15 protein-coding genes are annotated in these 14,233 nt (G+C 74.7%); 8 read left to right on the top strand and 7 right to left on the bottom strand.

Features of this window, described 5'->3' with window-relative positions:
- The first annotated feature begins 23 nt into the window (after positions 1 to 23).
- The 5 genes from CLV70_RS04030 to CLV70_RS04010 all read left to right on the top strand — a co-directional run bounded on the left by CLV70_RS04030 (position 24) and on the right by CLV70_RS04010 (position 3,462).
- Positions 24 to 425, top strand: coding sequence for a cupin domain-containing protein (locus tag CLV70_RS04030; RefSeq protein ID WP_106125044.1), 402 nt, complete (start codon positions 24 to 26; stop codon positions 423 to 425).
- A 230-nt stretch (positions 426 to 655) separates the two neighbouring features.
- The gene (locus CLV70_RS04025) at positions 656 to 1,237 is read left to right on the top strand and encodes a winged helix-turn-helix domain-containing protein (RefSeq protein ID WP_106124910.1); all 582 of its coding nucleotides are present in this window, start codon (positions 656 to 658) and stop codon (positions 1,235 to 1,237) included.
- A 21-nt stretch (positions 1,238 to 1,258) separates the two neighbouring features.
- Positions 1,259 to 1,891, top strand: coding sequence for a nucleoside/nucleotide kinase family protein (locus CLV70_RS04020; protein ID WP_106124909.1), 633 nt, complete (start codon positions 1,259 to 1,261; stop codon positions 1,889 to 1,891).
- 213 nt (positions 1,892 to 2,104) lie between these two features.
- Positions 2,105 to 2,527, top strand: a complete 423-nt coding sequence (locus CLV70_RS04015) for a TraR/DksA family transcriptional regulator (protein WP_106124908.1) — start codon at positions 2,105 to 2,107, stop codon at positions 2,525 to 2,527.
- Positions 2,528 to 2,598: 71 nt separating this feature from the next.
- A complete protein-coding gene (locus CLV70_RS04010; protein WP_106124907.1) occupies positions 2,599 to 3,462 on the top strand; it encodes a DUF72 domain-containing protein in 864 nt (287 codons plus the stop codon).
- 2 nt (positions 3,463 to 3,464) lie between these two features.
- Here CLV70_RS04010 and CLV70_RS04005 read toward each other — a convergent pair whose 3' ends face one another.
- Together CLV70_RS04005 and CLV70_RS04000 are read right to left on the bottom strand one after the other, a co-directional pair.
- The gene (locus CLV70_RS04005; protein WP_158277696.1) at positions 3,465 to 4,244 is read right to left on the bottom strand and encodes an aminotransferase class IV; all 780 of its coding nucleotides are present in this window, start codon (positions 4,242 to 4,244) and stop codon (positions 3,465 to 3,467) included.
- Between the two features lie 10 nt (positions 4,245 to 4,254).
- Positions 4,255 to 5,007 (bottom strand): DUF72 domain-containing protein, encoded by a 753-nt coding sequence (locus CLV70_RS04000; protein ID WP_170148571.1) that lies wholly within the window; start codon positions 5,005 to 5,007, stop codon positions 4,255 to 4,257.
- An 84-nt stretch (positions 5,008 to 5,091) separates the two neighbouring features.
- On the opposite strand from CLV70_RS04000, the gene CLV70_RS03995 reads away from it, so the two are divergent.
- Both CLV70_RS03995 and CLV70_RS03990 read left to right on the top strand, forming a co-directional pair.
- Positions 5,092 to 5,412, top strand: a complete 321-nt coding sequence (locus tag CLV70_RS03995; RefSeq protein WP_106124904.1) for a BatC protein — start codon at positions 5,092 to 5,094, stop codon at positions 5,410 to 5,412.
- A gap of 11 nt (positions 5,413 to 5,423) precedes the next feature.
- Positions 5,424 to 6,671 (top strand): cupin domain-containing protein, encoded by a 1,248-nt coding sequence (locus CLV70_RS03990; RefSeq protein WP_106124903.1) that lies wholly within the window; start codon positions 5,424 to 5,426, stop codon positions 6,669 to 6,671.
- A gap of 3 nt (positions 6,672 to 6,674) precedes the next feature.
- Here the strand turns inward: CLV70_RS03990 and CLV70_RS03985 are convergent, their stop codons facing one another.
- The 5 genes from CLV70_RS03985 to CLV70_RS03965 form a co-directional block, all read right to left on the bottom strand.
- Complete coding sequence (locus CLV70_RS03985; RefSeq protein WP_106124902.1) at positions 6,675 to 7,388, bottom strand: hypothetical protein; 714 nt, start codon at positions 7,386 to 7,388, stop codon at positions 6,675 to 6,677.
- Positions 7,385 to 10,030, bottom strand: coding sequence for an FtsK/SpoIIIE domain-containing protein (locus CLV70_RS03980; RefSeq protein WP_106125043.1), 2,646 nt, complete (start codon positions 10,028 to 10,030; stop codon positions 7,385 to 7,387). The genes CLV70_RS03985 and CLV70_RS03980 overlap by 4 nt, the downstream gene beginning before the upstream one ends.
- Positions 10,023 to 10,895 (bottom strand): hypothetical protein, encoded by an 873-nt coding sequence (locus CLV70_RS03975; RefSeq protein ID WP_106124901.1) that lies wholly within the window; start codon positions 10,893 to 10,895, stop codon positions 10,023 to 10,025. Before CLV70_RS03975 ends, CLV70_RS03980 begins: the two co-directional genes overlap by 8 nt.
- A 4-nt stretch (positions 10,896 to 10,899) precedes the next feature.
- Positions 10,900 to 11,160, bottom strand: a complete 261-nt coding sequence (locus CLV70_RS03970) for a hypothetical protein (RefSeq protein WP_106124900.1) — start codon at positions 11,158 to 11,160, stop codon at positions 10,900 to 10,902.
- A gap of 86 nt (positions 11,161 to 11,246) precedes the next feature.
- Positions 11,247 to 11,621, bottom strand: coding sequence for a hypothetical protein (locus CLV70_RS03965; protein ID WP_106124899.1), 375 nt, complete (start codon positions 11,619 to 11,621; stop codon positions 11,247 to 11,249).
- An 80-nt stretch (positions 11,622 to 11,701) separates the two neighbouring features.
- Between CLV70_RS03965 and CLV70_RS03960 the strand changes: the two genes are divergently transcribed.
- A complete protein-coding gene (locus CLV70_RS03960; RefSeq protein ID WP_106124898.1) occupies positions 11,702 to 14,227 on the top strand; it encodes an ATP-dependent Clp protease ATP-binding subunit in 2,526 nt (841 codons plus the stop codon).
- Positions 14,228 to 14,233 lie beyond the last annotated feature (6 nt).

The raw sequence follows: 14,233 nt of genomic DNA, 5'->3' as shown, positions 1-14,233 counted from the left end.
CTGCATTCCAGGAGGGGGTGGCGGTGACCGACGGGGTCTACGTGGGCCGTGCCGGCGCGGACGGGGTGCGCAACCAGGGGTGGTTGCTCGGCCATTTCATGCCTCCGGGCTCGCTGCTGCACAGCGACGCCGTCGAGGTGAAGTGGGGGGTGCACCCGCCCGGCGACCGCCGTGCCGCGTGGGCCGTCCGGGAGACCCGTACGGCGCTGCTGGTGCTGATCAGGGGCGCGTTCGACATCGAGCTGCGGGACCGCACGGTGGTGCTGCGCGAGCCGGGCGACTACGTGGTCTGGGGGCCCGGCCATGATCATTCCTGGCGGGCCGGCGACGTGGAGACGGTGGTCCTGACGGTGCGCTGGCCGTCGGTGCCGGGGTGGCGCCTGCCCGTTTATTCAGAACTGCAAGAAACGGATGCCCGCCGATAACGACCGTGACAGTAATCGCATTGTCTGTGCGGGAAAACACGCTGCATCGGCCAGTTATGGAACGAGATTCCCACAGTGTGGTTGCCGTCTTGACCCATCGGGCGGCGCACCGGAAATATCGACCGCGGTTTAAGCGTGCATTAATTCGATGACCGTTGTCATACGGGGCTCGTCATACCGGGCGGCTCTTGTCGTGCGCGGCGTTTCCATTCTTTGACGCGGGAGGCTTCATGCCGGTCACCGCCCTGCCGGGGCGTACGGGACGACATGCGACGGGGTCGGGCCGGGTGGCCGCGATCCGGCGCACCGCCGCGGCCCCACCGCCGCCGGCCGCCGCCCTGACGGTGACGCTCAACATCCCGCTCACCGGCGACACCCTGCCGCCGCAGGCGCACCGGCTGCTCGAGGCGCTGCGTGAGCTCGTCGAGGCGGGGCAGGGCTCGGTCGCGGTGGAATCGCCCGCGGGCCTGGCGGACCCGATCGCGCCGGAGCCGGTGCGCGAGGGCACGGTCGAGGTGCGCCTGCTCACCGCGTCGCGCCAGGTCCTGCTCGACGGCGTCCTGCTGCCGCTGACCCGCCTCGAGTTCGATCTGCTGCTGTTCCTGGCCGAGCACCCCCGCCGGGTGTTCAGCCGCACCCAGCTGCTCAACGCGGTCTGGGGCTACGAGCACACCGGCGAGCGTACGGTCGACGTCCACGTCCGCCGGCTGCGCGTCAAGATGGGCTCGCACCTGCCGCTGATCACGACGGTCTACGGGGTCGGCTACCGGCTCTCCGACGAGGCCCGGATCGTGGTCCTGCCGCACGACTGACCGCGGGCTAGGCTTCGGCGGGTGCGCGTGCGTCCCGTCTCGACCGAGGTCCTGATCGAGGAGCTGGCCGACCGGCTCGCCGGGCTGCGGCCGGCCGAGCGGCTGCGGGTGGCCGTCGACGGCCCGCCCGCCGTCCGCCCCGGTGACCTCGCCGGCGCCCTCGTCGACCCGCTGCGGGTCCGGGGCCGCCCGGCGGTGCACGTGTCCGCCGCCGACTTCCTGCGTCCCGCCTCGCTGCGCCTGGAGTTCGGGCGCACCAACCCCGACTCGTTCTACGCCGGCTGGGTCGACGAGGCCGGGCTGCGCCGCGAGGTCCTCGACCCGGCCGGTCCCGGCGGGAACGGGCGGATCGTCACCCGGCTCTGGGACGCCGCGGCCGACCGGGCCGCCCGGGAGCCGTACGTCACCCTCGCGCCCGACGCCGTGGTGATCGTGAGCGGCCCCCTGCTGCTCGGCGCCGGCCTGCCGTTCGATCTCTCGGTCCACCTCGCACTGTCGCCGGCCGCGCTGGCCCGGCGCACCGGCCCGGAGGAGCGCTGGACCCTGCCCGCCTTCGCGCGGTACGGCGCCGAGGTCGACCCCGCCGCATTCGCCGACGTCGTGGTGCGGCTGGACGACCCGAGGCGCCCGGCCATGGTCCTCGATCGTGAGTGAATCCCCGTTCACACCCCCTGTGACCTGCGACGCGAAAGCAGGTTCGCGCAGTCCGTGGCGGTAGCGAGCACTGACAGTTATGCTGCGGTTACTTTTTTGGCGGGGGTCGGGTTTCCGATCTTCGGCGGTGGGTATCAGGCGACCCCACGGTGCGACACGGGCCGTCTCGGGGGAGTCCACCGGCAGGGGCAGAGGGAAGGGCAGGGGGAGCACATGCTCGTCAACAGTGCGGTCATCACGGGTAAAGGTGCCGACACCGCCAAGGGGCGTTCGACGCAGGAGGTCGACCAGATCCGGACGCTGCTGCAGGCCCGGTTCGACGATCTGAACGCCGAGTACGAGGAGGCAGTGGCCGAGAACCAGCGGCTCAGGCTGGTGGAGATCGGCGACGCCGCCGGCGACGACCAGGCGGACAGCGGATCCAAGACCGCCGAGCGCGACGCGGCCACGTCGCTGCTCCGGACCCTGCTCGACCGGCGCACGCAGGCGGAGATCGCCATGCAGCGCCTCGACGAGGGCACGTACGGCAACTGCGAGAACTGCTCGAACCCGATCCCGGTGGAGCGGCTCGAGGTGTTCCCGTCGGCGACCACCTGCGTGCACTGCAAGGCCAACCGCGAGCGCCGCGCGGGCTGACCACGACGTCGCACCGGTCCGCCGTCCGCACCCGGGCGGCGGACCGGTCACATCGGGGCTAACTTGACCTGATGGGCGAGATCCAGGTGGGCACGGCGTCGTGGACGGACCGGACGCTGCTGGAGTCGGGGTGGTATCCGGCGACGGCCGACAACCCCGAGAAGCGCCTGGCGTACTACGCGAAGCAGTTCCCGGTGGTCGAGGTCGACGCCACCTACTACGGGCCGCCGGCCGAGCAGACCACGAAACTGTGGGCGGAGCGTACGCCGGACGGCTTCACCTTCAACATCAAGGCGTTCAGCCTGCTGACCGGCCACCCGACCAGGGTCTCGGCGATCTACAAGGATCTGCGCCCCGAGACCGGCAAGAAGAACGTGTACCCGGACGACCTTCCGGCGCAGTCGTACGAGGAGATCTGGACCCGTTTCCTGTCCGCCCTGGACCCGCTGGTGGCGGCGGGCAAGCTCGGGGCGCTGCTGTTCCAGTTCCCGCCGTGGTGGGGCATCCGCCGGTCGAACAAGGACTACCTGCGCGAGGTCGCGGCCCGCTGCAAGCCGCTGCGCCCGGTGTTCGAGTTCCGCAACGCCTCCTGGTTCGACGGCGACAACGCCGGGGAGACGCTGGACTTCCTGCGCAGGAACGAGCTGCCGCTGGTGTGCGTGGACATGCCGCAGGGCCACAGATCCTCGGTGCCGCCGGTGGTCGCCGCGACCGCCGACCTGGCCGTGGTCCGCTTCCACGGCCACAGCGACAAGTGGACCAGCAAGGACATCCACGAGAAGTTCGGCTACGACTACTCCCGCGCCGAGCTGAAGGAATGGGCACCGAAACTGCGCGCGCTGGCGGACGAGGCCGGCCGGACCCAGGTCTTCATGAACAACTGCTACTCGGACTACGCCCAGCGCAACGCGGCAACCCTGATGGAGTTGCTCTAGATCTAGAGCTCGTCGAGGGGCACTTCGGCCCACGTCTCGGCGAGCATCTTGACCAGCCGGTTGTCCGTGCACGGCACCTCGTCGAGGCTGGCGATGCCGCGTACGCCGTCCGCGCTGACCGCCGCCGCGCCCGGGAAGGCGGTCAGGTCCGCGGCGCTCACCGGGCGCAGCCCCCACGGCGCGCCGTTCATGGTCATCGCGATCTGCAGCAGCACCATGGTCACCCCGCGCAGGACCGGCGCCTGCGGCCACAGCACCTGGTCGCCGTCCCAGACTGCGAGATTCCAGGCCGTACCCTCGCGGATCCGGCCGTCGCGCCCCACGAACAGGCGGTCGTCGAAGCCGGCCAGCCGGGCCTCGCGGACGTGGTGGTCGAGCATGAACGTGCCGCGGTGCTTGTGCTCGGGCAGGTCGCGCTCGTAGGTGACGGTCTGGATCCGCAGCGGCGGGCCCGGCGGGTCCGGCACCGGGTCGGCCACCGACACGAGGACGTCGGGCGGGCCGTCGCCGCCGGGGCCGGGGACGAACGTCACCCGCACGGAGGCGTCGCGGACCCGGCCCAGCGCGTGCCGCACCAGCCCGAGCAGGCGGTGCTCCTCCTCGACGCCGATGCGGTGCCCGAACAGTTCCTCGGCGCCGTCGGCGAGCCGGGCCAGGTGCAGCGCGAGGCCCCGGACGCCGCCGTCGCGCACCTGGAAGGCCGTGTAGTGGCCGTAGTTCAGCTCGACCAGCCGGTGCAGCTCGGCGATGCCCGGCTCCCGGCCGTTCAGCTCGACGCGCATCCCGCCCACCCTACGGCGTGCGGGTGACCGGGCACCCGCGGCGGCGGGCCATCGCGGCCATGGCGGTGGCGTCGGTGACGGCCGCGCCGCCGGGATCGTTGTTGAAATACACATACGTCCGTACGGCGGGCAGCCGCTCCAGCCACGACGCCAGCGACGCGCGCCCGTAGTGCGGCCAAGGCTGGGCCCGCCCCTCGTGCATCCGCAGGTAGGCGAAGTCCGCGGTGAGCCACAGCGGGGTCATCGGGCGCCCCTTGCGGTCCGCCCAGGACAGCGCCGCGTTGTGCCGCTCGAGCACCTCGCGGACGTCGTCGGTCCACCAGCTGTCGTGCCGCGGCTCGACCGCGACCCGCACCTCCCGCGGGAACAGCGAGAGCGTCTCGTCCAGCGCCGCGACGTCCACCTTGAGCGTGGGCGGCAGCTGGATCAGCACCGGGCCCAGCTTGTCGCCGAGGGCGTCGGCGCGGCTCAGGAACCGGGCCACCGGCTCGGCCGGCTCCTTGAGCCGCTTGATGTGGGTCAGATAGCGGCTCATCTTCACCGCGAAGCAGAAGTCGTCGGGGGTTCGCGCCCGCCACCGGGCGAAGGTGTCGCGTTCCGGCAGCCGGTAGAAGGCGTTGTTGATCTCGACGGTGGCGAAGGCCCCGGCGAACCGCTCCAGCCAGAGCCGCTGCGGAAGACCCTCGGGATACAGGTACGGCCGGCTGTCGTCGCCGCCCTTCGGAGGACGCCAGTCCCGGTACTGCCAGCCCGAGGTACCCATCACCAGCACACCCCGGGTTCTCCCCCGGTTAGGGGTGATCGAAACGGGGTACCGCGGGAACTCCACCAACGGAGGGAAACGATCATGCGACTCAACGACGACGACATCACCGGCGGCAGCGGCGTCTCGGGCGAGGGCGTGGCCGACGGCGGCGCGAACCCCGCCGGTCACGACGGCGGCGCGGACGGCGGCGCGGGCGAGGGCCCGGCGGACGGCGGCGCGAACCCGGCCGGCCACGACGGCGGTGCGGACGGCGCGGCGTCGGGTGAGGGTCCGGCGGACGGCGGCGCGAACCCGGGTGGCGTCGACGGCGGTGCCGACGGTGGCGCGTCGGGCGAGGGCCCGGCGGACGGCGGCGCGAACCCGGGCGGCCACGACGGTGGCGCCGACGGCAGCGCCTCCTGAGGACCCGCGCGATGACGCACCCGACGCCGGACGGCACCGACGACCGTCCGGCCCTGTCCCGGGTGATCGCCGCCGACCCGGCCAAGTTCGCCGAGGCGTACTGGGGGAGGCAGCCGCTGCTCACCCGCGCCGACGAGCTGGCCGGCCCGGACGGCTTCCTCGACCTGCTCTCCCCGGACGCCGTCGACGAGCTGCTCTCCGAGCGCGGGCTGCGGACGCCGTTCCTGCGCGTCGCCGACCGCGGCACCGTCCTGCCCGCGGCGCGCTTCACCGGCTCCGGCGGCGCCGGCGCGGAGATCGGCGACCAGGTCGTCGACGACAAGATCCTCCAGCTGTACGCGGACGGCGCGACCCTCGTGCTCCAGGGCCTGCACCGCCTCTGGCCACCGCTGATCCGGTACGCCGGCCGCCTCGGCGCCGAGCTGCGCCGGCCGCTGCAGGTGAACGCGTACCTGACGCCGGCCGGCAACAAGGGCTTCGCCACCCACTACGACACCCACGACGTGTTCGTCCTCCAGGTGGACGGGACCAAGCGCTGGCGCATCCACGAGCCGGTGCTGCCCGAGCCGCTCGAACGCCAGGCCTGGGGCGGCCGGGCCGACGAGGTCGGTGCCGTCGCCGAGGGCCCCGCCGCGCTCGACGTAGTGCTCGCCCCGGGCGACGCGCTCTACCTGCCGCGCGGGTGGCTGCACTCGGCCGAGGCGCAGGGGGAGCGGTCGCTGCACCTGACCTTCGGGATCCGCTCGCTGACCCGGTACGCCCTGGTCGAGGAGCTGCTCGGCCTCGCCGCCGCGGACCAGCGCCTGCGCGCCACCCTGCCGTACGGCCTGGACGTGGCCGACCCCGCCGAGGTCGAGCCGGAGCTGGCCGCGACGGTGGCGGCGCTGCGGGACTGGCTGCAGACCGCCGACCCGGCCGACGTCGCCGAACGCCTCCGGGCCCGCTCCTGGCCCGCCGCGCGCCCGGCACCGGTCCGCCCCCTCGCCCAGCTCGCGTACGCCGAGAACCTCACCCCGGACGACCGCGTCGCCGTCCGCGGCGGGCTCCGCTGGGACCTGCGCGACGACGGTCCGTCGCACGTGGTGCTGCGGCTCTCCGGGCGTACGCTGCGCTTCCCGTCCTTCTGCGCGGCCGCCGTCCGGGCGGCGCTGGACGGGCGCACCCACCGGGTGGGCGACCTGCCCGGCCTCGACGACGACGCGGACCGGCTGGTCCTGGCCCGCCGCCTGCTCCGCGAGGCGGTGCTGACCCCCGCCTGAGGGTCAGCCGCCCGCGGCGGCGGCGTTGTTGCGGACCATCACGAGGATCAGCCCGGCGGTGATCAGCGCCGCGATCAGCACCGTGGACACCGACGAGGCGTCCAGCGGCGTGCCGCTGCGGTCCGCCACCCGCTTGGCCGTCACCACCGCCAGGATCGGCCCGAGCAGCGCCACCACGAGCGCCACGACCGGCAGCCCGACGGCCAGGTCGCCGCCGCCCTCGCGGCCCGCCCAGCGCAGCAGCGACCAGGCCGCCAGCCCGACCGCGCCGCCGAGGGCGCCGATGCCCACGTAGAGCAGGGTGGCGCCCTTCAGCGGCTTCGGCGGGGTCTTGCGCGCGGCGGCCGCGGTCGCCTCCTCCAGGTACGCCTCCGCGTCCCTGTCCCGCTGGCGGGGCACCGCCGGCTCCAGCGCGGGGCCGAAGCGTTCCGCGGCCCGGCCGGCCCGGTGCGAGAATTCCGCCCAGACGCCGGCCACCCGCGCGTCGATCTCCTCCAGCTCGCGCTGCGCCTGCCGGACCGCCGTCTCGGCGCGGCGTACCCGGTCGTCGGCCGTGCGGACCGCCTCGTCCGCCTCCGCGGCCCGGGTGTCGTGCCAGGTCCGGGCCTCGGCGCGGTGGGCAGCCGCCTCCTCGTCGAGGTTGGTCAGCTTGCGGATCACGCCGCGGTAGTCGGGCGTGCGGCGCTCGAGCACGCCGTCGCTCTCAGGTGCCGTCATGATGGTCCATAGGGGATGATCACCTCGGCGCCACGGTGGACCGAGCGGTCGAAGTGCAGGGCACGCCACGGCCGCGGATACCAGACCGGCGCGCCGTGACCCGGGTAGTACGGCGACAGTTCGCTGCCGTGCACGTCCAGCGCGACCCAGGCGCCGATGACGTCGGTCCGCGTGCCCTGCCCGCCCAGCGTGTCGCGCAGCAGCGACGCCCCGCGCCACCAGCCGATCACGTGGATCCGCCGTTCGGGGCCCTGCCGCAGGATGCGCCGCAGCAGGTCGTTCGCGCGGCCCGGGGCGGCGTCCACCGCGTACAGGAAGAGGAAGAGCGGCCGGTCCTCGGCCGAGCCCGCGGCAGCCCGGTCGGCCGCGTCCTCCAGCAGGATCTCGACCGTGTCCCCGTCGAAATAGCCGGTCTCCGGCGGCAGGACGCCCCGCAGCGCCTCGACCGCGGCGGCAGCGTCGCTGTCCAGGCACGCGACGCGGAACTGGGCGGCGCCCGGGGTGAACTGCGCGGCCAGCGATCGGGCAGCGGTGTGCAGCACCGCGCACGCCTCGTCGACGCGCTGGCCCATCACCGCGATGTTGCGGCCCGGGGCCCGGCGCAGCACCGTGCGCGCGGACCGGGCCTCGACGTCGATGGTCTCGCCGAGCAGCACCTCGGGCGCGGCGACCGTCGCGGCCGGCGCGTACCCCCGGAAGTCGGGGCTGTCGTCCAGGCGCGGGATCGCGTCGCCGTCGAAGAGCCGGGGCGGCGGCAGCTCCTGCGGGCGCCGCCGCCAGAGCCGGTGCTGCAGGTCGCTCCACCGCTCCCGGTTGCCCGCGTCGGGCACCCGGACCACCCGGTTCGCCTCGGTCGCGCCGGAGTCGGCGTTGACCACGGCGTGGTATCGCGGCAGCACGTCGGCGGCCGTGTTGGTCTCGGCGAGCACCCGGCGGGCCCGGGGCAGGGCGATGCGCAGCGAGAACTGGGCGACCAGCGCCGGGCGGCCCCAGAGCGCCTCGATGCCGGAGACGTCCTGGCTGGCCAGCACCAGGTGGATGCCCTGCGACCGGCCCCGGCGGGCCAGGTCCTCGAGCAGGTCGACGGCCTCGGCGGCGACGGCGTCGCGGCCGGACAGCAGCACCTGGAACTCGTCGACGACCGCCACGATCCGGGGCCAGGAGCCCTCCGGGTCCTCGGCGCGCAGCTCCGCCAGGTTGGTCACCTCGTGCCGCTTGGCGGCGTCCGCCCGGCTGCGCAGCTCCGCGCCGAGGAACCGGAGCAGGGCCAGGCCGAACTCGCGGTCGGTGTTGACGTTGAGGCCGACCAGGCGCACGTGCGGCAGCCAGCTCGGGTCCCGGCGGCCCGGCGCGAACCGGGCGAAGGACACGCCCTCCTTGAAGTCGAGCAGGTAGAAGGCCAGCTCGGCGGGGGAGTAGCGGGCGGCGAGCGCCCCCATCCACGCGTAGATGAGGTTGGTCTTGCCGGTGCCGGAGGGCCCCGCGATGAGGGCGTGCGGCGGATAGTCGGAGAGGGTCACGTGCACCGGGGCGCCCTGCGGGCTGTCGCCGAGCGGGGCGGTCAGCGCCCGGGCGGAGCTCTCCTGCCATTCACGCTCCGGCAGCAGGCTGTCCAGGGCCACCGGCGCCGGGCCGGCCGCCACCGCGTCCGCGATCTGCCGGCAGGTCGCCGTGATGATCGCCGGCGGCGGCCCCGGGTCCAGGCGTACGGGCAGGTCGCCGGTGCCGCTGACGCGCGCCTCGTCGCCCGGCACCGCGTTCACGATCTCGATGCCCGGACCGGCCGGCACCGGCAGCCCCCGCACGATCAGGTGCACGCCGCACGCCGCCCCCGTGCGCAGCAGCCGGTCGAGCTGGCCCCGCTCGTGCCGGGACAGCTCGTCGGGGCGGCCGGCGCCGAGCAGGATCGCCACCCGCCACGGCTCCGGACGGCGCCCGGTCGCGGCGGCCAGCTCGCGCAGCGACGAGTGCTCGCCGGCCAGCACGGTCTCGTTGATCCGGCGCACGTGGTCGACGAGCTCGTCCAGCAGGGGGCCCAGGCCGCCCGGGCCGACGAACTGCAGCACCCCGGCCGGGGCGAGCGGGGCGAAACCGGCCAGCCCGCCGCCGAGCTGCTCGGGGTCGTACCCGGTCAGCGTGATCCGGCCCGGCTCGGCGCCGCCCAGCGCGCGCAGCAGCAGCCCGGCCACCACGTCGTCGCCGGTCCGCTCGTCGCCGCGGACCACCACGTGCCCCCGGTCGAGCAACGGCACGAGCGCGGGCACCTCCCCGTCGTACGGCAGCAGCAACCGCCCCACCCGCAGCTCGGGAGCGGGCACCGGGGTGCCGGCCGGGGTCGCACGCCACCGTGGCCAGCCGAGCCCGGCCGCGCCCGGTGCGGCGAGCCGCGCCGTCTCCGCCGCGGCCCCGGCCAGCTCGGCCAGGTCCCGCTCGTGGAACTCGTCGATCTGGCGCAGCCGCTTGTCCCGCTCGTGGGCGAGGCGCTTGCGGCGCTCGCGGGCGGCGGCGACGATCCGGGAGCGCCGGGTGGTCGCCGCGTCGAGCTCGTCCCGGGCGGCCCGGAGGGCGTCGGTGGCCACGCCGAGGGCGTGCGACAGCGCGGCCCGGACCTCCAGAACCTGCTGGGCGGTCGAGTCAGGCATCGGCACCACGGGGCGGTAGGGGCTCCGGCGCGTCCGGGTGCAGGGTGTCCGGGTCGCGGCCGAGGCGGGCCAGCAGGACGCCGGTCAGCACGCTGGCGGTGACCGCGGAATCGGCCGGGTGCGCGGGGGTCTCGGCCTTCGCCGGGGCGCGGCAGATGCGGGCGAGCAGCGTGTCGACCACCGCCGGCGAGGTGCCGGGCAGCAGGGAACGGACCCGGCCGGTGGCGGCCGTGCGCAGCCGCTCGAGGTCCTCCGGCCGCGGCTCGTGGCCGAGCAGGTCGCCGGCGAGCCGGTGCAGCACCGGGGTGCTCGCCGCGGACAGGCCCAGGCCGGTCGCGGCGTTCACCCGGTGCAGGTCGCGGCCGAGCTGGGCGCGGTCGCCGGAGCGGACCCCGGCGGCGACCCGGCGCAGCAGCTCGGCGGTGTCGCCGGAGCGGTCGGCGCCGTTCTCCTGCGGCGGGGGCGGCGCCTCGCCGGTCAGCGCGGCGACCCGCTCCTGCCACCACGGGCCGAGCTGCTCGGGCGGCGGCTGCTGCGCCTCCGGCCCGGCGGTCCGGTCCGGCGGTTGGAGCCCGGCCTTGTAGTCGGTGTCGGGCGGCGCGCCGCCGGCGCCGGCGAGACCGATCGCGGCCAGGTACGACGCGATGGCGTCCTGGGCGAGGCGCAGCGCGGCGGCGGCGTGCTCGGCGTGCTCGACGGCGTTGCCCAGCTGCGGCACGCCCATCGGGTCCACCGAGCTCTGCCGCACCCAGTTGAGCAGCTCGGACGCGCTGCGCAGCCGCTCCATCGCCACCGACACCGGTCCGGTGGGCAGCTCCTCCGACGTGGCCCGGAGCTGGGCGCCGAGTTCCTCGAGCAGCGACATCGCGTCAGAGGGTCGCCGTGTAGGTCTGCGCCTGCTCGACCGCCATCAGGGTGGCCCCCAGGCACTCCTCGAGCTGCTGGTCGGCCTGGGCGAGGGAGGCGTGGGCGGCACCGACCGCGTCGTTGGCGGACCCGTCCAGCGCGGCGGCCAGGCTCTGCTGGGCCTCGCCGAGCTTCTCCCGGGCCGCCTGGATGGCCGCCTGACCCTCGGTGACCTGCTGGAGTGCGGCGTCCACGGCCGCTCTGACCTCGGCGACGCTGGCCACAGGTGCAGCCTCCTGGTGAAGTGGAGCCGGTGCGTGACGACCAGCTTAGTCGTCCGCGATGCGGGGGTCGTGCCCGAGTGCCCGTTTCAGCGCGGGATGCTGGTGGGGCCCCGGACCTCGGCGCCGAGGGCGGTCACCCGGGCGCGCAGGCCCCGGTCCGCGGTCACCACCACGACCTGCCGGCCGGTGCCCTCGGCCGCCACCACGGCCACGATCGCGTCGTCGCCGGAGCCGGGGGCGCGCTCGACGCGGACGCCCTCACCCGCCGCGACGTCGCGGGCGCGCCCCTCGACGACCAGGACGATCTCGACCGGCCCGGGCAGGTCCGGGAGTCCCTGGGTGGTCAGCGGCCGCAGCGCGTCGCGCAGGCGCGCGGTGGCACCGGCACGGTCCCGCCACCAACCGTCGGGTCTGGAGCCGACGACGTTGGCCGCGTCCACGACGAGCAGGGGGAGAGGCATGTAAGGAGCGTCTCACACCGGAATCGCCCGCGCCCCCGGTGGCGTTCCGCCTGCCGTAGGTCGAACGAAAGAAGAAGAGCATGAGTATCGGACCCCTCGGACCGACCGGCCCCGGCGACTGGGACGACCTGTTCGCCCGCTTCTTCGGGGCCGAGCCACGCCGGTCCGCCCAGCGGATCGACATCACCAGATTCATGAGCGCGGACGCCCGCGAGGTCCTGTCGGACTCGGCGCGGCGGGCCGCGGAGGTCGCCCCGCCCGGCGCGGCGATCGCCGACCTCGACACCGACCACCTGCTCTGGGGCGCCCTCCAGCAGGACGCGCAGAAGGCGCTCGTGCGCCGCGCCGGCGCCGACCCGGACGCGCTGCTGGCCGAGCTGGGCGTTCCCGCCCGCACGCCGGGCAGCCCGCTGCCGGAGCGCGTCGCGCTGACCCCGGCGGCCAAGCGCGCGCTGCTCGACAGCCTGCAGATCTCGCGGGCGGTCGGAGCGTCCTACGTGGGCCCCGAGCACATCCTGATGGCCCTCGGGCTCAACCCCGACTCGGCGGGCGGGCGGCTGCTCGCGGGCCGGGTCGACCCGCGCACCCTGCAGCAGGGCGAGCCGCCGACCGGCGGTGGCCAGGGCGGCGGCGGCACGGACACCCCCACCCTCGACGAGTACGGCGTGGACCTCACCGAGCTGGCCCGCCGCGGCGAGATCGACCCGGTCATCGGCCGGGCCGACGAGATCGAGCAGGCCGTGGAGGTGCTGTCCCGGCGTACGAAGAACAACCCGGTCCTGATCGGGGAGGCCGGCGTCGGCAAGACCGCCGTGGTCGAGGGCCTGGCCCAGCGCATCGTCGACGGCGACGTGCCGCAGACGCTGGCCGGCAAACGCGTCATCCAGCTCGACCTGGCCGGGCTGGTCGCGGGCACCCGCTACCGCGGCGACTTCGAGGAGCGCCTGCGCAAGGTCATCGACGAGATCCAGGAGCGCGGCGACGGCCTGATCGTCTTCCTCGACGAGATCCACACCCTGGTCGGCGCCGGTGGAGGCGGCGGCGAGGGCGGTGGCATGGACGCCGGCAACATGCTCAAGCCGGCCCTGGCGCGCGGCCGGATGCGGGTGGTCGGTGCGACCACCCTGGACGAGTACCGCCGCCACATCGAGAAGGACGCGGCCCTCGCCCGGCGCTTCCAGCCGGTCCTGATCGGCGAGCCCGGCATCGAGGACACCGTCGCCATCCTGCGCGGCCTGCGCGACAACTACGAGGCGCACCACCAGGTGCGCATCACCGACGAGGCGCTCGACGCCGCGGCGGAGCTGTCCAGCCGCTACATCACCGACCGGTTCCTGCCGGACAAGGCCATCGACCTGATCGACCAGGCCGGTGCCCGGGTACGCCTGCGCGTGAAGACCCCCGCCGCGGACGTCCGGGAGCGGGAGCGCCTCCTCGAGCAGCTCGCCCGCGACCGCGACCAGGCGGTGGCGGCGGAGAACTACGAGAAGGCCTCCCGGCTGCGCGACGAGATCAGCGAGGTCCGGCAGCGGGCGGCGGAGGCCGCCGGGGGTGGCGACGGGGTGCCGCAGGTGACCCCCGCCGACGTCGCCGAGGTGGTGTCCCGGGCCACCGGCATCCCCGTCGCGCAGCTCACCGAGGAGGAGCGCGACCGGCTGTTGCGCCTGGAGGCCCACCTGCACGACCGGGTGGTCGGCCAGGAGGACGCGGTCGCCGCGGTCGCCGAGGCGGTCCGGCGGTCCCGCGCGGGTCTCGGCGACCCGGACCGGCCGGTGGGCAGCTTCCTGTTCCTCGGCCCGACCGGCGTCGGCAAGACGGAGCTGGCCCGCTCGCTCGCCGGGGCGCTGTTCGGCGACGCCGACCGGATGATCCGGCTCGACATGAGCGAGTTCCAGGAGCGGCACACCGTCTCGCGGCTGGTCGGCGCTCCTCCCGGGTACGTCGGCTACGACGAGGCGGGCCAGCTCACCGAGGCCGTCCGGCGGCGGCCGTACTCGGTGGTGCTGCTGGACGAGATCGAGAAGGCCCACCCGGACGTGTTCAACATCCTGCTCCAGGTGCTGGACGACGGGCGCCTCACCGACAGCCAGGGGCGGACGGTCAGCTTCCGCAACACCGTCCTGATCATGACCAGCAACATCGGGTCGGAGATCATCAGCGGCACGAAGCGCACGGTCGGCTTCGGCACCGGCGGCGCCCGGTCGGCGGACGAGGAGCTGCGTGACCGCCTCGAACGGCGGCTGCGCGAGCAGTTCCGGCCCGAGTTCATCAACCGGATCGACGAGATCATCGTGTTCCGGCAGCTCGAGACCGATCAGCTCCGGCAGATCACGTCGATGATGCTCGACGACACCCGGCGCCGGCTGCACGCCCAGGACGTCACGCTGGAGGTCACCACGGCGGCCGTCGACCGGCTGGCCGAGCTGGGCTTCCAGGCCGAGTACGGCGCCCGCCCGTTGCGCCGCACCATCCAGCGCGAACTGGACAACCGGCTGTCCCGGATGCTGCTCGACGCCGAGCTCGCCCCGGGCCGCACGGTACGGGTCGACGCGGACGGCGGCCGGCTCACCTTCACGGTGGAGTCGCCCGCACCGGCGGCCGCCTGACCGGGG

Origin of the sequence: Pseudosporangium ferrugineum, from assembly GCF_003002065.1 — a bacterium.
GTDB lineage: Bacteria > Actinomycetota > Actinomycetes > Mycobacteriales > Micromonosporaceae > Actinoplanes > Actinoplanes ferrugineus_A.
This window is presented reverse-complemented; position numbering and strand designations above follow the sequence as displayed.